We start from the raw sequence: 18,902 nt of genomic DNA, 5'->3' as shown, positions 1-18,902 counted from the left end.
GCGCACGACGAATCGCACGCTTTACTCCGCAGCTCTCTTTAGGGCAGATGGCCGGGGTTTCCAAGGGGTAAATTGACCGTCCGAGCGGTTTGGCGGGACCATGCCGCCGCGCCCCGGCCCCTGTCAGCGATTGACATGGCCCGCGCGCTGGGGTCCAGTCAACCAAACTCCCTGCTTAGTGTCCAGCTTTTACCCCCTATGCCAACTCTCACAGAAGATGAACACAGGCGCGCAACCGAGTTTGTCGCGGAGTTCTCGCGCCATGCCGGGCTGGACAGGGCGCTGCAATTCGATTGCGTATACCGGTCGCACGGCTTTCCCGACACGCGACTGGTTCTTCGGGCACAAGGACCTTTGCGGGACTATGCGATAAAGATCGACACCACCTCGCCCGAGACCGGCCGGCTGCAGGCAGAATTCGACATTCTGACCCGGTTGGCACGGTATTTTGACCGGCACGAGACATCGCGCGTGGTGCACCCCCATTACCTGTCACCGGGGAACATGTTCTTCGTGTCCGAATTCATCGACCGGCCCACCGCCGTCGACGTGATCCACAACAGCGCAGACGACGATCAGGTTGGCCGGATCTACCGTCGCGCCGGGGCGTGGCTGCACGATCTGCATGGCTTTCAACCCGCCACGGAATACGAGTTCCGCCCGCGCTGGATGACCGACGCCATCAACGAGCTGCTGCCATCAGTTCCGCCGCACATCCGGGCAACAGGCGGCCAGATGGCGGAAATGCTGGAAAGCTCCGCACTGTACCTGAAGGGCATCCCCGAAACACGCGTGTTTTCGCATGGCGACTTTCACGGCCAGAACCTGATTGTCGGCAAGGGCGAGATGATCGGCCTGGATTTCACCGAGGTGCGCGACAAGCTTGCCGTTTATGACATCGTCGACTTCCTCAAATCGGATATCTTCCGCGATGCGGACCCTTCTGATGTGGACCGCAGCGGCATTGTGAAGCTGAACAAGGACATGTTCTTTCGCCGCTATCGGCACCCGATCCATGCAGGGATACTGGATTTCTGCATCCGCGGACGCCTTCTGAAAGACTGGTTGGCGTCGTGGCACGTCGATCACGCCTGCACCCCCTACGAAGAGGATCGACGGCAGCGTCTGGGTGATCGGCTACACCTCGCCTTCAAGCAGGGTTAGGGTCAGTCCCCGGTCGCTGTTTGATAACGCCCTTGTTAACGCCAATCTCAGGTTGACTGTTTACATCGGGGCCGTTTTATATCCAGATCAAACAGTAGCCGGTCTTTGACGAAAGACCCGCGAAAACAGGCGTTTTAAAGGTCTCTTTGCTAAATGGTACTTCGCAGTTTTTTCGCCCAGGACAGTTCCAGCCTGGTTGTTACGTCAAGCTCTGATCCGGGAATTGTCGGCGATCCGATCATCAACAATTCCGACACTCCGAACGGCACCGTTTTTCAATATTCCGGCGGCACAGGAACCACGGTCACACTGAATGACACCAGTGGCGGTTCGGGTATTTTCAACGACGATCAGGAGTCAAACCACGTCATCACGGATGGCGGCGGAATTGTGACCAACGGAACGCAGGTCGAATCCGAGTCGATCATTTCCGTGCGCGCCCTGGACATCAACGGAAACCCTACCGGGCCCACGATCGAAATATATGTGTTTTCACAGAACGGGGTCACACAGGACGTCTGGGGCTATGCAACGTCTGCCCCTCTTGTGCCCGGCACCTCCTATGTGAAAATCAGCGGATCCAATGCCGGCAGTTCAGCCTATTCCGATTACATTACATGCTTCGGCCCGGGAACTTTGATCGCAACCGCCGATGGCGACACCGATGTTCAGAAACTCAGGCGGGGTCAGCGTGTCTGGACCCGGGACGCCGGGCTTCAGCCAATCCTGTGGATCGGCACAACCGAAGTATCCGGCTTCGGCGCATTTGCTCCGGTTGTGATTGAACCGGGCGTAATCGGAAACTCACGGGAACTGGTTGTGTCTCAGCAGCACCGGGTCCTGATTCAATCACCTGCGACTGACATGCTGTTCGCCTCGCCCGAAGTCTTCGTGGCAGCCAAGCATCTTTGCGGCCTTCCGGGCATTTCCATCCGCGAGATGGACCATGTGACCTACACGCATTTCATGTTTGACCGTCACCACATCGTCCGCTCGAACGGCGCACTTACTGAAAGCTACTATTACAGCGACACCGCGAAAAAAGCGCTCTCGTCACCGCAACAGACGGAAATTCTTGCGCTGTTTCCGTCGGTCCAGCACGCCAGCGACGCGTTCCGGCACACCGCGGCGGCGACGATTGGCGCGCGTGAGGCCAGCGTACTCCGCGCCTACCTCTGAACTGACCGAGATCAGAAACAGAAAAACCCGGGCTGCATCCACAACCCGGGTTCATTCTGTCTAAGCGGTAGCTTTGGGCTTATTCGCCCGACGCAGCCGCCACATCCAATGTCACGCCCGGGCCCATGGTCGAGCTCAGCGCGATTTTCTTCATGTAGGTGCCTTTGGCGCCTGTCGGCTTGGCTTTCGCAACAGCCGAGATGAAGGCACGAACGTTTTCGACCAGCTTGGCTTCGTCAAACGACGCTTTGCCAACGCCAGCGTGCACAACGCCGCCTTTTTCAGCTTTGAACTGAACTTCGCCACCTTTGGCTGCTTCCACGGCCGCTTTCACGTCCATGGTCACGGTACCGACCTTGGGGTTCGGCATCAGGTTACGGGGGCCCAGAACCTTACCCAGACGACCGACGATCGGCATCATGTCCGGGGTTGCAATGCAGCGATCGAATTCAATGGTGCCGCCCTGAATGGTTTCCATCAGGTCTTCTGCGCCAACGATATCTGCGCCAGCTTCTTTCGCTTCGTCAGCCTTGGGGCCACGAGCGAAAACAGCAACGCGCATCGCTTTACCGGTGCCGTTCGGCAGGCCGACAACACCGCGCACCATCTGGTCTGCGTGACGGGTGTCAACGCCCAGGTTCAGAGCGATTTCGATGGTCTCGTCGAATTTCGAAGTTGCGTTGGCTTTGACCAGGGCAACTGCTTCGTCCACCGACAGGTTTTCCTTGCCGGCGAAAGCTTCGCGCGCAGCGCGGGTACGTTTACCGAGTTTTGCCATCTTACTTCACCTCGATGCCCATAGAGCGGGCCGAGCCCAGGATGATCTGCATTGCGCCTTCGACGTCGTTGGCGTTCAGATCTTTCATTTTGGCTTCGGCGATTTCGCGAACCTGCTTGCTGGTCACGGTGGCCACGGTCTCACGACCGGGGTTTTCCGCACCACGGGGACGGTTACGCTTCCCGACCGGCTTCAGACCAGCTGCTTTTTTCAGGTAGTAAGACGCGGGCGGCGTCTTGATGTCCATGGTGAAGGACTTGTCCTGATAATAGGTGATCACGGTCGGGCACGGAGCGCCGGGCTCCATGTCTGCGGTCTTGGCGTTGAACGCCTTGCAGAATTCCATGATGTTGATGCCGCGCTGACCCAGCGCCGGACCAACTGGCGGCGACGGGTTCGCCTGACCTGCAGGAACCTGCAGTTTCATTGTACCAGCAAGCTTCTTGGCCATTTGGTTTTCCTTTCAACGTAGGTGGAACGCGTCCCACCCGGTATATGTTGCGTGGTCCGATCCGGGATCGCGATCCCTGCAACCTCCCACGAGAGAATCTCGCCCGAAGACGATAGAGGCGGCGTTTACAGGGGAATGCAGGGGTTGGCAAGGGGACGAGCGTTCCCCTTAGGGTTTTCGAATCGGCACCGGTGACAAATCGCCAAGCCTTGGGGAACCGTGCGCGTTTCCCGGTTGCGCCAATAGCGCCTAACCCTTCGAAAAAACACCCAAATCCAGCAGGCCCCGATGTGTTGAGCACGTCTTTGTCATTGCCTCACATCAAAACCCGCGCCTGTGGTATAGTCATAAAAAATAGGTGTTTTTAGTGGAGGTTTATTATGATCTTTCGATTAATCGCAACACTTGCCATTGCATTCTCTTTTGCAGGGACCGCTCCGCAAATCGTGCGGGCTGACGCAGGCGAAATCTTGGGCGGCGCTGTCGTCGGCGGCGTCATCGGGTACGCAATAGGCAAGGATCAGCAAAGAAAGCAGCAAGCCAGAACGACCACGAGGTCCTCACGGGCTTACCGGCCGGGGATTCCGTCGACCTCGCAGGGCGCGCAGACACAGACCGCGCTCAACTATTTTGGCTACAATGCGGGACGGGTCGATGGTCAGGTCGGACGCGGCACGCGCACAGCGATCGAACGGTATCAGGCCTCCATGGGTTATCCTGTGAATGGCTATGATTTCCAACCCTATCAGCGCGACTTCCTTATGCAGGCCTACTATTGGGGAACCAGCGGCGGTCAGGCCTCAACTCAACTCTCGGGTCAGCCACTGCTGATGGCCTACCGCCAGCAGGTACATACCGGTTCTGCCCTGGCAGCCGCTCCTCAGGTGCAGGCAACGCCCACACCGGTTGTGACCGCGCCGGCGCCTGCGCCAGCACCCGCGCCGGCACCCGAGGCGACCGCGACTGAAACAACCTCCGCCAGCCTGCCGAGCCTGTTTTCCGGTGGTACCGGGGGTCCTTCCCTCGCCAATCGCTGCAGCGGAGTAATGCTTCAGACGTCAACAAATGGCGGCTATACGACTCTGTCAAACATGTCCGATCCTGATTTTGCACTTAGCGAACAGTTCTGCCTTGCCCGTAGCTATGCGATGTCGCGCGGAGAAGATTTGATGCAGGGCATCCAGGGTCTGACCCCGGATCAGGTCGCCGCTCAGTGCGACTCGTTTGGTGACATGTTGGCGCCGCAGGTTGTTTCGCTGTCTCTCAGTTCCAAAAATGAGGCGGAAACTCAAATGCGCAAACTTGCGTTGGATTCCGGGCTTAGCCCCGAGGATCTCGCCGCAACAAGCAAGGTTTGTCTGGCTATAGGCTATCGCGAGGACAACATGGATGCCGCCGTTGGCTCGGCGCTGATGTTGGTTGCAATGGGCGAACCCGCCTATGGAGAACTGATTGGCCACCACCTGCGCGAAGGGTTCGGAGTACAAGAGCGTCGCGACCTTGCCATGCAGTGGTATGATGCAAGCCTGTCGGCGCTGGATGCCGGATCGCAGGCCGTCTTCTTGCCCTCTCAGACCGACCGCCCGCAACTTTTGCGCGCTGCCATGGTCCAGACGCAATAAGCTGGTTGTAGTGCGCCGCTTGTGATTGCGGCGCAAATACAAAAAATGCCGCGATGCGTTGCGCATCGCGGCTTTTCCAATTCCTGAAGCGGCTTGCTCAGCCCTGCTTGGTCACCTGGGTAAAGTCCAGCTCGACCGGGGTTTCGCGACCAAAGATCGAAACCGAGACCTTCAGCTTCTGGTTCTCGTCGTCCACGCCTTCGACCATGCCGTCGAAATCCTCGAACGGGCCGTCGTTGACCTTGACCTTCTCGCCCACTTCGAACGAGATCATCAGCTTGGGTGCTTCTTCACCTTCCTGGACGCGGTTGAGGATCTGGTTCACCTCGGCGTCGCGCATCGGCATCGGACGACCTTGCGGGCCCAGGAAACCGGTGACGCGGTTGATCGAGTTCACAAGGTGATAACCCTGATCCGACATCTCCATATGCACCAGCACATAGCCGGGCATGAAGCGGCGTTCGGTTGTGACCTTCTTGCCCCGGCGCACTTCGATCACCTCTTCGGTGGGCACCAGAACTTCGTCGATATCGTCCTCAAGGCCCTGCTCGGCCACGGACGTGCGGATCTGCTCTGCGATCTTCTTTTCGAAATTCGAAAGAACGCTGACCGAGTACCACCGTTTCGCCATGAACCTGTCGTCCTTGTTTACTTTCGGTGCGTTCGGATCGCCGCAGGCACCGTCATTGAAATTCTATCGCATCACCCGGAATAAAAAGCGGCGCACAGCCCGAATCGCCGCACGCCCATTCCGAATAATACCGCGTCACCTACTCTGACATCGCGCGAGGCGCAAGGGGGCAGTGGCGTTTCCGCCCGCCCGAGGCGGTTTAGCCGAACACACCCAGGATCGCCTGAAGCCCACCGCGAATGGCCAGATCGACCAGCGCAAAGAACACGGCCGTCAGCGCCGCCATGATGAACACCATGACCGTGGTCAGCAGAACTTCGCGCCGGGTCGGCCAGACGACCTTCGCGACTTCGGCACGGACTTGCTGAATGAACTGGATCGGATTCATAGTTGCCATTTGGCTTGGTTCTCTCTGCTAGCGGATGGGCCGGACATAACCGGGCATTGCGGCAATTTCAAGGGCCGTCAGGGCCTGGGCTTGTCGTCCCATTCATCGCTGAGGATACGGCGCGCGTCCCCTTCGGGATCATCGTACTGGTTCGACCGCACCGTATAGATGAACGCCACCAGGCCAACCCCGCCCAAAAGCAGGGAAATCGGTATCAGATAGGCCAGAACTTCCATTGGTTTACCTCAGACGCAGGGCGTTCAGCGACACGGTGATGGACGAGGTCGACATCGCCAGCGCCGCAATCAGCGGCGTGGCCAGACCAACCACGGCCATTGGTACCGCGATGATATTATACACGGTGGCGATGCGAAAGTTTTCACGAATCCGTTTGGTCGCCTTCACCGCCGTATCGCAGGCATCCGCGATCGGGGAAAGATCATTGCCCAGCAGCACGATATCCGACGCCACCCGCGCCGCATCCAACGCCGAGGCCGGAGAAATCGACACATGTGCCGCCGCCAACGCAGCGGTATCGTTCAGGCCATCGCCGACCATCAACACGTGACGGCCCTGATCGCTCAGCCCTTGCACGCGGGCCGCCTTGTCCTGCGGCAGGGCCTGCGCAACCCTGTTGTCGATCCCCAGTTTTTCGGCCAGCGCCTGAACCGCGCCCTGCGTGTCGCCGGATATCAGGATGACATCCTTTCCCGCATCGCGCAGGGCCTGAACCGCCTCAGCCGCACCGGGGCGCAGGCTGTCCGTGAACAGGAAGGTTGCGGGGGATTGCCCGCCAACCGACAACCAGGCCGCCGTCTGGTCGCCCTCTTCCGCGCCGGTCCACGCCGCGCGACCAAGGCGCACCCGCTGGCCGCGCCAGTTGCCCTCGGTGCCATAGCCCGGAACCTCGGTGACGTCCTTGAGGCTGGCCGGCTTGATCCCTGCGTCCCGTGCTGCCTTGGTCAGGGCCACCGACAACGGATGCGATGACGCCTCGGCCAGTGCCAGCGCGATCTCAAGGTCCGCGCGGGAATGATCGCCCAGATTGGTCAGCTCGGGCGTGCCCGAGGTCAGCGTACCGGTCTTGTCGAAGACGACCGTATCCACCTCGGCCAGTCGCTCCAGCGCGGTGGCGTGTTTGATCAGCATCCCCTTGCGGAACAACCGCCCCGAGGCCGCCGTGGTCACCGCAGGCACAGCCAGACCCAGCGCACAGGGGCAGGTAATGATCAGAACAGCGGCAGCGATGTTCAGCGCGGTGCGGATATCACCAGAATAGATATACCAGCCCAGAAAGCTGAGCGCCGACAGGATGTGCACGCCCGGCGCATAGAGCTTGGCTGCCTTGTCTGCCAGCGAGGTATAGCGCGACCGCCCCGATTCAGCGATGGCTACCAGATCGGCCATACGATGCAACGAGGTATCCTCGCCCACCGCCGTCGCCCGGATGGTCAGGGGGCCGGTCAGGTTGACCTCACCGGCGCTGACAGTCAGGCCTGCTTCGGCGAAAACCGGCAGGGTCTCACCAGTCAGCAAAGAGCGATCCAGTTCGGATTGGCCCGATACAATCTCACCGTCCACCGGCATACGGCCACCGGGCCGGACAAGGATCAGGTCACCGACGGCCAGCGTGGCCACCGCCACCTCTTCTTCAGCCCCATCGACCAGCTTGAAGGCGCGGGGCACCTCTAGCGCCGTCAGTTCCTCGGCCGCGGATCGGGCGGCGGCGCGGGTGCGGTAATCCAAGTAGCGACCGGCAAGCAGGAAGAAGGTCAGCGTCAGTGCCGCATCGAAATAGGCGTGCTCACCGCTGAGCGCGGTTTCCCACAGCGACGTCACCAGCGCCAGCACGATGGCCAACACAATCGGCACGTCCATGTTCAGGCGCCGCACGCGCAGGGCGCTCCAGGCTTTGGCAAAGAAGGGCTGCCCGGAAAAGGCAATCGCAGGCAGCGCAATGGCTGCCGAAATCCAGTGGAACATGTCGCGGGTGGCATCCGAGGCCCCCGACCAGACCGACACCGACAGCAGCATCACGTTCATCGAGGCAAACCCGGCCACCGCCAACCGCATCAGCAGATCGCGGCCCGCCTTGTCCGCCTGCGTGGCCGACAGGGCACCGGGATCCAGCTCATGCGCCTCGAACCCTGCCTGCTCCAGCACCGGGATCAGGTCGGCGGCGCGCAGATCGGAGCCGGCTTTGACCATCGCGCGTTTCAGGGTCAGGTTCACCCGCGCATCTTCCACGCCGGGATGGGCGTTCAGCTCACGCTCGACCGTGGCGATACAGGCCGAGCAATGGATGCCCGGCAGCGACAGCGCAATCTGCACATCCTGCGGAATGGGCCGCGCCGGTTCTGCCGGGCTGGCAATGCATCCCGGACAGGCTGCGGTGCCGGATGTAAGCTGCGCCGTCATCCGGTCACCCCTTCACATACAGCGGCACACGCTGCGCGAACTCGGCGCCCGAGCTGTCCTTGGCCACCAGACGAATGTTCCAGTTGCCCTTGCCCAAAGCCGCCGGGGCTGCATAGGCCTGACCGTCAAAAGTGAAATCGGGCGCGAAATCCTCTTTCACATGGGTGGCGCGTCCGACGACGGCCTGCAATTCGGTCACTTTGACCGGGGCGCCGGTCTTGTCGGTGATGTGCAGGATCAGCAGCCCGCCGGACATTTCGGCGCGGATGGTCCAACCCAGCGCCTGCTGTTCCTGCAGACGCTCGTTGAACTCCTGACTGGCGACATACGAGTTCTTCACCTCAAGCCCCGGAAAGGTTTTGACCGCACTATAAGCCAACACGAGGTTGACGGCGATGATCACGCCAAAGGCGGCGACAAACACGGCCAGGGCGTGCTTTCCGGTGAACTGACGTTCGGCCATCTTAGTTCCCTCGTCCATTGAACGTGGTGTCCTTGTGGGCGCGCTCACCACTTTCCACATCCTCGACCCAAATGCGCACAGGTGTAGAGGCCGCAGCCGCAGGTCCGGTGCCTTTTGCCGAAATGATGTAAACGCGGGTCAATTGTGCCGTATCCGCGGTGACATTGACAGTGCTGCCCTCGATCCCTTCGATTTGCAGCTGCAGCGCCGGATCGCCGGTCAGTGACAGTTCGAACGGCCGGTCCTCACCATGTTTGTTGCGCAGGCGTACGTCATAGGTGTTGCGGATGGTGCCGTCGGACAGGGTCACGAAGGTCGGGTTGCGCACCGGTGCTACGGTCAGATCGATATCCGAGCGGATGAACAGCGCGAACAGCAGGCCAAAGCCGACCAGCGACCACATCGCCGTATACATGATCGTCCGCGGCCGAAGGATATGCTTCCAGACATTCTTGGGCGGCTCGCCCGCGCGCTCGTGGGTTTCATCGCTGAGCGCCATGTAATCGATCAGGCCGCGCGGCTTGCCGATCTTGGCCATCATGTCATCGCAGGCGTCGATGCACAGTGCGCAGGTGATGCATTCCAGCTGCTGGCCGTCGCGGATGTCGATCCCAACGGGGCAGACATTCACGCAAGCCATGCAGTCGATGCAGTCGCCCAACTCGGAATCCGCAGTTCGTTTGCCCTTACCGCGTGGCTCACCGCGCCATTCGCGGTAGCCAACGACCAGAGTGTCCTCGTCCATCATCGCAGCCTGAATGCGCGGCCACGGGCAGGCATAGATACAAATCTGCTCGCGGGCGAAGCCACCGAACAGAAAGGTCGTGCCAGTCAGGATCAGAACGGTTGTATAGGCAACAGGATGGGCGTTGCCGGTGACCAGATCGCGCAGCAGCGTCGGTGCGTCGGCAAAATAGAATACCCAGGCGCCACCGGTGGCCACGCCGATCAACAGCCAAACGGTCCATTTCGTAAAACGCAGCCGGGCCTTGCGGAAGTCCAGCTTTTCCTGCCGATGCAAACGCAACCGGGCGTTTCTATCCCCCTCGATCCAGCGTTCAACCAGAATGTAGAGGTCGGTCCAAACGGTCTGCGGGCAGGCATAGCCGCACCACACGCGCCCCAGCGCCGAGGTGAACAGGAACAGCCCGAGGCCCGCCATGATCAGCAGGCCGGCAACGAAATAGAACTCGTGTGGCCAGATCTCGATCCAGAAGAAGTAAAAGCGACGATTCGCCAGATCCAGCAGCACCGCCTGATCCGGCAGGCTGGGGCCGCGGTCCCACCTGATCCATGGCGTCAGATAATAAATCCCCAATGTGACCGCCAGGATGATCCATTTCAGGTTTCTAAAAGGGCCGGACACGCGCCGGGGAAAGATGGGCTCCCTGGCGGCGTATAGGCTGGGGGCGGGGTCGGAATCGCTCACGAGCTGGCTCCAGATGTGGCTGTTTTTTAGGCATCTTGTCCCAAATCACAACACGTCCCACTTTGACATGGGTCAAAAGCGCATCGCACAGACACCTTTTGTCACATGCGACCGGATTGCCGCCGGAGCCATGCCACAAAAACCTTGACGGCAGGCCGCAGCGGTGCATCGCCGGTTACAATATGATAGCCCCGTTCACCCGGTTCGCAAAACAGTTCGACAAGGCGGCCAGCTTTTATGTCGGGTTCGACGAAATGCCGCGCCGTGACGGTCACCCCCTGCCCGGCCCGCAGCCCTTCGAGCACCAGATTGCCCGGTAACACGATACGACCGGCGCGGGGGCCGCGTTCGACCCCCTGCCGGGCCAGCCACGAGGTCGCCTCGGTGGTTCCAAGTTCTTCAAGCCAGGGCAGCTGGCTAAGCTCGTCCGGGGTCATAGAGACCCTGCCCTGCAGCAGCGAGGGCGCTGCGACAATCACAATCGGGCTTTGCAGCAACAGGTCTGAAACCATGCCCGGCCAGTTCCCATCCCCGTACCGGATCGCAACATCCACCCCGCCCGGGCGCAGGCTGACCAATTCCGGCGAGGGGTCCAATACCAGAGGGATATCGGGATGGTCGAGTTGAAAGGCAGGCAGGCGCGGCATCAGCCACGAGGCCGCAAAAGACGCGGTCAACGAGATGTGAACCGGGCGATCCTCGGTCAGGTGCATCAGGTCGGCCACCGCATCGCCGATAGCCCCGAATCCCAGATGCAGGGCGCGGGCCAGCTTCTCGCCTGCGGGGGTCAGGGTCATGGACTTTCCGCTTCGGTCCAGCAGCGCGGCACCCAGATGTTTCTCCAACGCGCGCAACTGCTGACTGATGGCAGCGTGGCTGACATTCAGCGACGCGCCCGCCTGAACCACATTCCCCGTTTCTGCAAAGGCATGAAAGGCCTTCAGCGACGCAAGCGGCGGCATCTTCAACCAATCCATATGTAAACCCTGCTTACACGTCCAAATACCAATTGAGTCGCATTTTAACGCTCGCAGATCAATCCTGGACTCAATTGCAACCAGAATCAGGAGAGGTCAGATGCTGTCTGTTTTTGCCAGAACCTTCATGGTCGCCACCCAAACCGAAACACGCAACAAACCGAAACAGCGGTTGCGCGATGATCCCTGGTGGAAAGTAAGCTTGCGCGTCACAGGTTCGGGCCCAAGATAACGGGCCTCTGGACCGGGTCGGGTCGGAACACTAGTTTGGGGTTGTAGCACCGGCTGTTCAGGAAACGCGCGAACAGATGGAACAGCCGGTGCCTCAACCTTCGGGCGGCGAACCGTCCGAAGGTATTCTTTAAACCTTACTGACCACCACCAAGCTGGTGGACATAGGCAGTGACAGCGCGGATCTGCGCGTCAGTCAGGCGGCTTTCCCAAGCAGGCATCACGCCAAAGCGGCTGTAGGTCACCGTTTCGGTCAGAGCCTCTTGGCTGCCGCCATAGAGCCAGATGGCGTCGGTCAGGTTCGGCGCGCCCTGGGTGACATCGCCTTTACCGTCTTCGCCGTGACAGGCCGCACAGTTGTCTTCAAAGACAACCTTGCCCGCCTGGGCCGCTGCATCGTCGGTCTGCGCATTGGTCAGCGACATGACAAACTGAACCACCTGAGTAATCTCTTCGCCTTCGAGAATTTCGCCAAAAGCCGGCATCTCGGAATAGCGCGCATCGTCGCTTTCCTCGTTCCGGATACCATGGGCAATGGTGAACTCGATGTCCTCGAGCGTACCGCCCCACAGCCAGGCGTCATCCAACAGGTTCGGGAAGCCGGTGGCACCCTGCGCGCCCGAGCCGTGGCACTGCGCACACCAGGTACGGAATACAGCGCCACCCGAGTTCACGGCGTATTGCTGCAGCTCGGCATCTGCCGAGATCTGCTCCAGAGATGTTTCGACCAGTTTGGCATTCCACGGCGCGTTGGCCTCTTCGAACGCCACCATATCCTCTTGCACGATTTCACGCGTGGACCAGCCCAGAACACCTGCAGTCGCCGAATGGACCAACGGCCAAGCCGGATACAAGATCGTGTAGATCACAGCCCAGATGATGGTGGCGTAAAAGGTCCACAGCCACCAGCGCGGCATCGGATTGTCGAATTCTTCGATGCCGTCCCAGGTATGTCCGGTTGTGTTTGGATCGCCCGGCAGTTTTTCAGATGGTTTGCTCATTGCCGCGCCTCCTCGGATGTGGCCGGTTTGTCTTGGTGCCGGAACGGGATGTTGGCGGTATCCTTGTAATCCTTGCTGGCGCCGGGGCGGAAAACCCAGATCACGATGCCGACAAAGAAGGCAAACAACAGCAGCAGCATCCAGCTATCCGCGAATTGCCTCAGGAGTGTATATTCTTCCATCACACCCTCCTTAGCGGCTCGCGACCGGGGTAAAGGTCGAGAAGTCGACCAGCGTACCCAGCATCTGCAGATAGGCAACCAGCGCATCCGCTTCGGTCAGTTCGGGCTGACCGTCGAAGTTGCGAATGCTGACCTTGTCGCCATAGCGTTCCAGCAGCCCGTCATAATCGCTGTCCGGATCGGCCTGTGCACGAAAGTCCGCCTGGGCGTTGGCCAGCATCTCTTCGGTATAGGGCGTGCCCACAATGGCGTTGGCCGCCATGACATCACCGATATACTTGCCGTCGATTTTGCGGTGCTCGAGGAAGCCGTATTTTGGCATCACCGATTCCGGCACAACTGACTGCGGATCACGCAGGTGGTCCACATGCCACTGGTCCGAGTAACGACCACCCACACGTGCCAGATCAGGCCCGGTACGTTTGGAACCCCACTGGAACGGGTGGTCATACATCGACTCGGCCGCCAGCGAGTAGTGGCCGTAGCGTTCGACCTCGTCCCGCATCGGGCGGATCATCTGGCTGTGGCAGGTGTAGCAGCCTTCGCGGATGTAGATCTCACGGCCCGCCATTTCGAGAGGGGTGTAAGGGCGCATGCCCTCCACCTTCTCGATGGTGTTCTCAAGATAGAACAGCGGGGTAATCTGTACCAGGCCACCGATGGTCACGACCAGAAAGCTGAAGATCAGCAGGAGGGTCGCGTTGGTCTCGAGGATCTTATGTTTGTCGAGAATTGCCATAGCTACCGGCCCTCCTTATTCAGCCGGGACCGCGACGGTCAGGCTGGCCTCTTTGGCCGGTGCCTTCCGCACAGTCATCCACAGGTTGTAGCACATGATCACAGCGCCAGCGACGAACATTACGCCACCCAGAGCACGCACCACATACATCGGGAACTTGGCTGCCACGGTATCTGCGAACGAGTTCACCAGGAAGCCGTTTGCATCCACTTCGCGCCACATCAGGCCTTCCATGATACCGGTCACCCACATCGACGCGGCGTAAAGCACAATGCCGATGGTGGCGAGCCAGAAGTGCCAGCTGACCATCTGCAGCGAGTACAGACGCTCACGCTTCCACAGGACGGGCACCAGGAAGTACAGCGCGCCAAAGGTGATCATGCCGTTCCAGCCCAGCGCGCCCGAGTGTACGTGACCGATGGTCCAGTCGGTGTAGTGGCTGAGCGAGTTCACAGCACGGATCGACATCATCGGACCTTCGAAGGTGGACATGCCGTAGAATCCGACAGAGATCACCATCATCCGGATCACCGGATCGGTGCGCAGCTTGTCCCAAGCGCCCGACAGGGTCATCAGACCGTTGATCATACCACCCCAGGACGGCATCCACAGCACGATCGAGAACACCATCCCCAGCGTCGAGGCCCAATCTGGCAGCGCGGTATAGTGCAGGTGGTGCGGACCGGCCCAGATATACAGGAAGATCAGCGCCCAGAAGTGGATGATCGACAGCTTGTACGAGAACACCGGACGTTCGGCCTGCTTTGGGATGAAATAGTACATCATGCCCAGGAAGCCTGCAGTCAGGAAGAAGCCCACAGCATTGTGGCCGTACCACCACTGGATCATGGCGTCTTGCACGCCCGACCAGACGATGACCGATTTCGACCCCCAGATGCTGACCGGAATGGTCATATTGTTGACCAGGTGCAGCATCGCAACGGTGACGATAAACGCCAGATAAAACCAGTTGGCCACGTAGATATGCGGTTCTTTCCGCTTGACCACAGTGCCCAGGAACACGGCCAGATAGGCCACCCAGACAATGGTCAACCACAGGTCGACATACCATTCGGGTTCAGCGTACTCTTTCGACTGGGTTCCACCCAGAACGTAACCGGTTGCAGCCAGCACGATGAACAGCTGGTAGCCCCAGAACACGAACCACGCCAGATTGCCGCCCCACAGGCGCGCGGCGCTTGTGCGTTGAACGACATAGAACGAGGTTGCGATCAGCGCGTTGCCGCCAAATGCGAAAATCACCGCCGAGGTGTGCAGCGGGCGCAAACGGCCAAAATTCATGTAACCCTGTGCCCATTCGAAGTTCAGCACCGGGAAGGCCAGCTGGAACGCAATAAAGGTTCCCGCCAGGAACCCGACCACACCCCAGAACGCTGTTGCAATCACGCCGTAGCGGATGACCCCATCCATATATTCGCCGGAGCGATCCACGAGAATATCTGGCTCATCGGTGTTTCTAAGCGTCCAGATGAACAAACCAACGGCGATCACCATCACCAGAATTGCGTGCACCTGATACGCCAAATCGCGTGCATAATTGGTTCCGATCGCCGCGAAAATCGCGATCAGACCAAGCACGATCAGCTTGATGTAATTTGACATATTGCGTCCCTTTGCCATGCCCCGCGCGATTCTTGATGTGTCACAGGGCTTATTTGACTGGCTGCTGTTTTGTCGGACAGAGGCCAGAACTGCTTTGATCTGTGTCAAGACAATAGCCGGTTTTCTGTGACAATCGTAATCTTGCAGCTGGGTCATCAGGCCGCAGCAAGGCGCTCTGCAGGCACGAGGTCAAAATGGCTTACAAATCACTTCTCACCGTCATGACGGATACAAGCCAGAGCGATCCGGCTCTGGCCCAAATGGCCGCGCTGGCATCAGCGCAGCACGCACATATCGAGGCGCTCTGTCTGGGCGTCGACCGCAGCCAGACCGGGTATTACTACGCGGGCGCCAACGCACTGATTCTTCAGGAAACGCTGACCCGCGCCAATGCCGAAGCCGAGGAAATCCTGTCCTACGCCAAAACCTATCTGGGCAAGACCGACACCCGCTGGTCCGCCGAAAGCGGGGTGGCACAGATATCGGATATCGGCCGCCACGTCGCCCATCGTGCACGGTTCTCCGACCTTGTCATTCTGCCGCAACCCTACGGGGAGGATCGCGGCGCCGAGGCCGAACCCATCGTCGAAGCAGCAATGTTCGAAGGTCACGCGCCGGTTCTGATCACGCCGCAGAACGCCACGCCCTTCGCGCGGCCCGGCACGATCCTGATCGGCTGGAACGAAAGCGTCGAGGCCATGCGCGCCATTCGCCGCGCCATTCCCTTCCTGATCGAAGCCAATCTGGTGCGCATCGTCGTCATCGATCCGCCGCGCCACGGCCCCGACCGGTCGGACCCCGGGGGGATGCTGTCACAGATGCTGGCCCGCCACGGCGTGAAATGCGAGATCGACGTACTGAGCAAAACCATGACGCGCGTGTCGGACATCCTGAACCGGCACGCCGCTGACACCGAAGCGGACATGATCGTGATGGGCGCCTACGGCCATTCACGGTTCCGCGAAGCCATTCTGGGCGGTGCGACCCGGAACATGCTGGAACAATCCACAGTGCCGGTGTTCCTGGCCCACTAGGCCAAACATGATCGCATAAGCCGCCCCTCGGGGGGGGCGGTTTTTACTTTTTCACCAGCCCGATCAGGAACAGCAGGATCGCTGCGCCAACCGTCGCGAAGAAGATGGAGGAGAAGACGCCACCCCCGACAGCGAAACCCAGTGCCGGAAAGATCAGTCCGGCCAGAAACGCTCCGACGATACCGACGATGATGTTGCCGATCAGGCCAAAGCCGCGGCCTTCCATGATCTTGCCCGACAGCCACCCGGCGATTGCGCCGATGAACAGCATCGCCAGAATGCTACTGAATTCCATGACTTGCTCCTGAGGATTGCGCCACTCAGGCCCAGTTAAGCACGGCGCGCAGTCTCAGTCACGCCGCAAGCGTGTCAGACCAGAAACCCGCCATCCGAGTCGTCGCCGGCCTCTTCCATCAGGCGGCCCATGTCGGGGATCGTGACGTGGCGCTTGCCTTCCAGCAAAATCACCTGATCCTTTTTCAGCGCCGAAATCTGCCGACTGACCGTTTCCAGCGTCAGGCCGAGGTAATCCGCCATCGCCTCGCGGGTCAGGGGCAGGTCGAATATGATCGGGCCGGTATTATTTTTATTGCTGATCGAGGCATCGCGGCGGGCGATGATCGACAACAGGCTGGCAATCTTCTCGCGCGCGGTCTTGCGCCCCAGCACCAGCATCCACTCGCGCGCCGCGTCCAACTCGTCCAGCGTCATCTGCAGCAACCGGTGCGCGATATGCGGTGTTGAACTCATCAGGTCTTCGAAGGGCTTTTTGCGAAAGCAGCACATGACCAGATCGGTGGTTGCCTGAACGTCATAAGGCGCAGAATCACGTCCCGGCCGGCCAACGAAATCACTGGGCAGCAAGAGGCCGACCATTTGTGTCCGGCCATCTTCCATCGTCTGGGTCAACGATGCAATTCCCGACACGACAGAGCCCACAAAATTCATCTGATCCCCGGACCAGATGATCGTCTGGCCGGCTTCGAAACTGCGGTAATACTTAATCCCTTCAAGCGCTTCCAGTTCATCTGCATCGCAGCGTGCGCACACGGCCCGGTGCCGGATCGGGCAATCTGAGCAATTCGTGTGGTCGAATTTGGGTATCGATGTCATGCGCGTTTCCACTTGATCTCGGTCAAAGCATCCGTCCGGGGCGTCCCTTAAACGTATCGCCATGATAGTAAAACCACAATTGGCAAAGCTTGGACTATTTGACGCGAAAGTACCGCGTTACACCAGCTACCCCACCGCCCCCCATTTCAGCAATGATGTGGGGTCAAGTCTTTACGGCGACTGGATTTCCGGCCTCAAGCCCGGCAGTTCCGTTTCGCTGTATATCCACGTCCCGTTCTGCCGCAGGCTGTGCTGGTTCTGTGCCTGCCGCACGCAGGGTACGCAGACAGACAACCCGGTCATTGCCTATGTCGATGTGCTGAAGGCCGAGCTGGACCTGCTGGCCGAGCGTCTGCCCGAAGGGATCACCCTGTCGCGCCTGCATTGGGGCGGCGGTACGCCGACCCTGCTGAACCCGGATCTGATGCGCGATCTGGCAGCGCGGATTCTGGACGTGGTGCCGCTGGGGCCGAACGCCGAGTTTTCGGTTGAGATCGATCCGAACGAGATCGACGAAGGCCGTCTGGACGCGCTGGCCGAGGCCGGTATGAACCGCGCCTCGATCGGGGTGCAGGATTTCGACGATGAGATTCAAAAGACCATCGGGCGCATCCAAAGCTATGACACCACCCGCGAAGCGGTGGACATGATCCGTGCGCGCGGAATCAATAGCCTGAACGCCGACATCTTGTACGGCCTGCCCCATCAGACCAAAACCCGGATGACGGAGAGCGTACAGAAACTGCTGTCGCTCAGCCCGGACCGGGTGGCGCTGTATGGCTATGCGCATGTGCCGTGGATGGCCAAGCGGCAACAGCTGATTCCGTCAGACGCCCTGCCCACCCCCGAAGAGCGGCTGGACCTGTTCGACACCGCCCGCCGCCTGTTCATGTGGGACAACTACGCGGAAATCGGCATCGACCATTTTGCAACGCAGGACGATGGCCTGACCCACGCGCTGAAAGCCGGACGGCTGAAGCGGAACTTCCAGGGCTACACCGACGATCAGGCCGAGGTTCTGATCGGTGTCGGTGCCAGCTCGATCTCGCGCTTCCCGCAGGGCTATGCGCAGAACGCGCCCGCAACCTCCGCCCATACCAAGGCGATCCGTGAGGGACGGTTCTCGACCTCGCGCGGGCACCTGTTCAAAGGGCAGGACATCCTGCGGTCGCGGCTGATCGAGGCACTGATGTGCGATTTCCAAATCGACAGCGCCGAGATACTGCGCGACCACGATATCACAGCCGCCGAGCTGCAGCGCATGTATCAGGATGCCAACAGCGCCTTTGACGGGTTGCTGCGCATCAACAAGGACGGGTTGTTCATCCCGCCCGATGCGCGCCCGCTGACCCGCATGATCGCACGCAGCTTTGACGCCTATGATCTAAGTAAAGCCGGCCACAGCTCGGCCATCTGACCCGCCAAGAGGTCAGGGCTTGACGCGACGGGTCGGTTTTTCACACACTTGCAGGGCGGGCG

At 60.0% G+C, this 18,902-nt stretch carries 20 protein-coding genes; 5 read left to right on the top strand and 15 right to left on the bottom strand.

From position 1 onward, the window contains the following. Positions 1–198 precede the first annotated feature (198 nt). Together ACOQFT_RS04710 and ACOQFT_RS04705 are read left to right on the top strand one after the other, a co-directional pair. Positions 199–1,164: a phosphotransferase gene (locus tag ACOQFT_RS04710; RefSeq protein WP_421596883.1), complete on the top strand. Its 966-nt coding sequence runs from the start codon at positions 199–201 to the stop codon at positions 1,162–1,164. A gap of 153 nt (positions 1,165–1,317) precedes the next feature. Continuing rightward, positions 1,318–2,343, top strand: a complete 1,026-nt coding sequence (locus ACOQFT_RS04705; protein WP_421596882.1) for a Hint domain-containing protein — start codon at positions 1,318–1,320, stop codon at positions 2,341–2,343. Between the two features lie 79 nt (positions 2,344–2,422). Here the strand turns inward: ACOQFT_RS04705 and rplA are convergent, their stop codons facing one another. Continuing rightward, entirely contained in the window at positions 2,423–3,121 is a 699-nt protein-coding gene (gene rplA / locus ACOQFT_RS04700; protein ID WP_421596880.1) for a 50S ribosomal protein L1, read from the bottom strand. Between the two features lies 1 nt (position 3,122). Next, positions 3,123–3,572 carry a 50S ribosomal protein L11 gene (gene rplK, locus ACOQFT_RS04695; RefSeq protein WP_010440985.1) on the bottom strand — a complete coding sequence of 150 codons (450 nt, stop codon included), beginning with the start codon at positions 3,570–3,572 and terminating at the stop codon, positions 3,123–3,125. Between the two features lie 380 nt (positions 3,573–3,952). Here rplK and ACOQFT_RS04690 point away from each other — a divergent pair, with 380 nt between their 5' ends. Beyond that, positions 3,953–5,194, top strand: a complete 1,242-nt coding sequence (locus ACOQFT_RS04690; RefSeq protein ID WP_421596879.1) for a peptidoglycan-binding domain-containing protein — start codon at positions 3,953–3,955, stop codon at positions 5,192–5,194. A gap of 97 nt (positions 5,195–5,291) precedes the next feature. On the opposite strand, the gene nusG is transcribed toward ACOQFT_RS04690, so the two are convergent. From nusG to ccoN, 11 genes are all read right to left on the bottom strand, one after another. After that, positions 5,292–5,825: a transcription termination/antitermination protein NusG gene (gene nusG / locus ACOQFT_RS04685; protein WP_170385962.1), complete on the bottom strand. Its 534-nt coding sequence runs from the start codon at positions 5,823–5,825 to the stop codon at positions 5,292–5,294. A 199-nt stretch (positions 5,826–6,024) separates the two neighbouring features. Next, on the bottom strand, positions 6,025–6,222 hold the full coding sequence (gene secE / locus ACOQFT_RS04680) for a preprotein translocase subunit SecE (RefSeq protein WP_170446889.1): 198 nt from the start codon (positions 6,220–6,222) through the stop codon (positions 6,025–6,027). Between the two features lie 68 nt (positions 6,223–6,290). After that, complete coding sequence (ccoS, locus tag ACOQFT_RS04675; protein WP_170328799.1) at positions 6,291–6,449, bottom strand: cbb3-type cytochrome oxidase assembly protein CcoS; 159 nt, start codon at positions 6,447–6,449, stop codon at positions 6,291–6,293. 4 nt (positions 6,450–6,453) lie between these two features. Then, a complete protein-coding gene (locus ACOQFT_RS04670; protein WP_421596877.1) occupies positions 6,454–8,631 on the bottom strand; it encodes a heavy metal translocating P-type ATPase in 2,178 nt (725 codons plus the stop codon). 4 nt (positions 8,632–8,635) lie between these two features. Beyond that, positions 8,636–9,094, bottom strand: a complete 459-nt coding sequence (locus ACOQFT_RS04665) for a FixH family protein (protein WP_170673338.1) — start codon at positions 9,092–9,094, stop codon at positions 8,636–8,638. A gap of 1 nt (position 9,095) precedes the next feature. After that, positions 9,096–10,523 (bottom strand): cytochrome c oxidase accessory protein CcoG, encoded by a 1,428-nt coding sequence (ccoG, locus tag ACOQFT_RS04660; protein WP_421596876.1) that lies wholly within the window; start codon positions 10,521–10,523, stop codon positions 9,096–9,098. 101 nt (positions 10,524–10,624) lie between these two features. Further along, positions 10,625–11,500 (bottom strand): LysR family transcriptional regulator, encoded by an 876-nt coding sequence (locus ACOQFT_RS04655; RefSeq protein WP_421596874.1) that lies wholly within the window; start codon positions 11,498–11,500, stop codon positions 10,625–10,627. Between the two features lie 368 nt (positions 11,501–11,868). Then, entirely contained in the window at positions 11,869–12,732 is an 864-nt protein-coding gene (ccoP, locus tag ACOQFT_RS04650) for a cytochrome-c oxidase, cbb3-type subunit III (RefSeq protein WP_421596873.1), read from the bottom strand. Then, complete coding sequence (locus ACOQFT_RS04645) at positions 12,729–12,914, bottom strand: cbb3-type cytochrome c oxidase subunit 3 (RefSeq protein ID WP_421596871.1); 186 nt, start codon at positions 12,912–12,914, stop codon at positions 12,729–12,731. Before ACOQFT_RS04645 ends, ccoP begins: the two co-directional genes overlap by 4 nt. A gap of 10 nt (positions 12,915–12,924) precedes the next feature. Continuing rightward, positions 12,925–13,653: a cytochrome-c oxidase, cbb3-type subunit II gene (ccoO, locus tag ACOQFT_RS04640; RefSeq protein WP_421596870.1), complete on the bottom strand. Its 729-nt coding sequence runs from the start codon at positions 13,651–13,653 to the stop codon at positions 12,925–12,927. A gap of 15 nt (positions 13,654–13,668) precedes the next feature. Further along, positions 13,669–15,276 (bottom strand): cytochrome-c oxidase, cbb3-type subunit I, encoded by a 1,608-nt coding sequence (gene ccoN, locus ACOQFT_RS04635; RefSeq protein WP_421596868.1) that lies wholly within the window; start codon positions 15,274–15,276, stop codon positions 13,669–13,671. Between the two features lie 194 nt (positions 15,277–15,470). Between ccoN and ACOQFT_RS04630 the strand changes: the two genes are divergently transcribed. Next, on the top strand, positions 15,471–16,310 hold the full coding sequence (locus ACOQFT_RS04630) for a universal stress protein (protein WP_421596867.1): 840 nt from the start codon (positions 15,471–15,473) through the stop codon (positions 16,308–16,310). A gap of 43 nt (positions 16,311–16,353) precedes the next feature. On the opposite strand, the gene ACOQFT_RS04625 is transcribed toward ACOQFT_RS04630, so the two are convergent. Both ACOQFT_RS04625 and fnrL read right to left on the bottom strand, forming a co-directional pair. Continuing rightward, positions 16,354–16,605: a GlsB/YeaQ/YmgE family stress response membrane protein gene (locus ACOQFT_RS04625; RefSeq protein WP_421596866.1), complete on the bottom strand. Its 252-nt coding sequence runs from the start codon at positions 16,603–16,605 to the stop codon at positions 16,354–16,356. Positions 16,606–16,679: 74 nt separating this feature from the next. Next, positions 16,680–17,423, bottom strand: coding sequence for a transcriptional regulator FnrL (gene fnrL, locus ACOQFT_RS04620; RefSeq protein ID WP_421596864.1), 744 nt, complete (start codon positions 17,421–17,423; stop codon positions 16,680–16,682). 61 nt (positions 17,424–17,484) lie between these two features. On the opposite strand from fnrL, the gene hemN reads away from it, so the two are divergent. After that, on the top strand, positions 17,485–18,840 hold the full coding sequence (gene hemN, locus ACOQFT_RS04615; RefSeq protein WP_421596863.1) for an oxygen-independent coproporphyrinogen III oxidase: 1,356 nt from the start codon (positions 17,485–17,487) through the stop codon (positions 18,838–18,840). The last annotated feature ends 62 nt before the right edge of the window (positions 18,841–18,902 follow it).

This window comes from Ruegeria sp. MALMAid1280, assembly GCF_049195285.1.
Classification (GTDB): domain Bacteria; phylum Pseudomonadota; class Alphaproteobacteria; order Rhodobacterales; family Rhodobacteraceae; genus Ruegeria.
The sequence above is the reverse complement of the archived record's forward strand: the minus strand, read 5'-3'. Positions and strand labels throughout refer to the sequence as shown.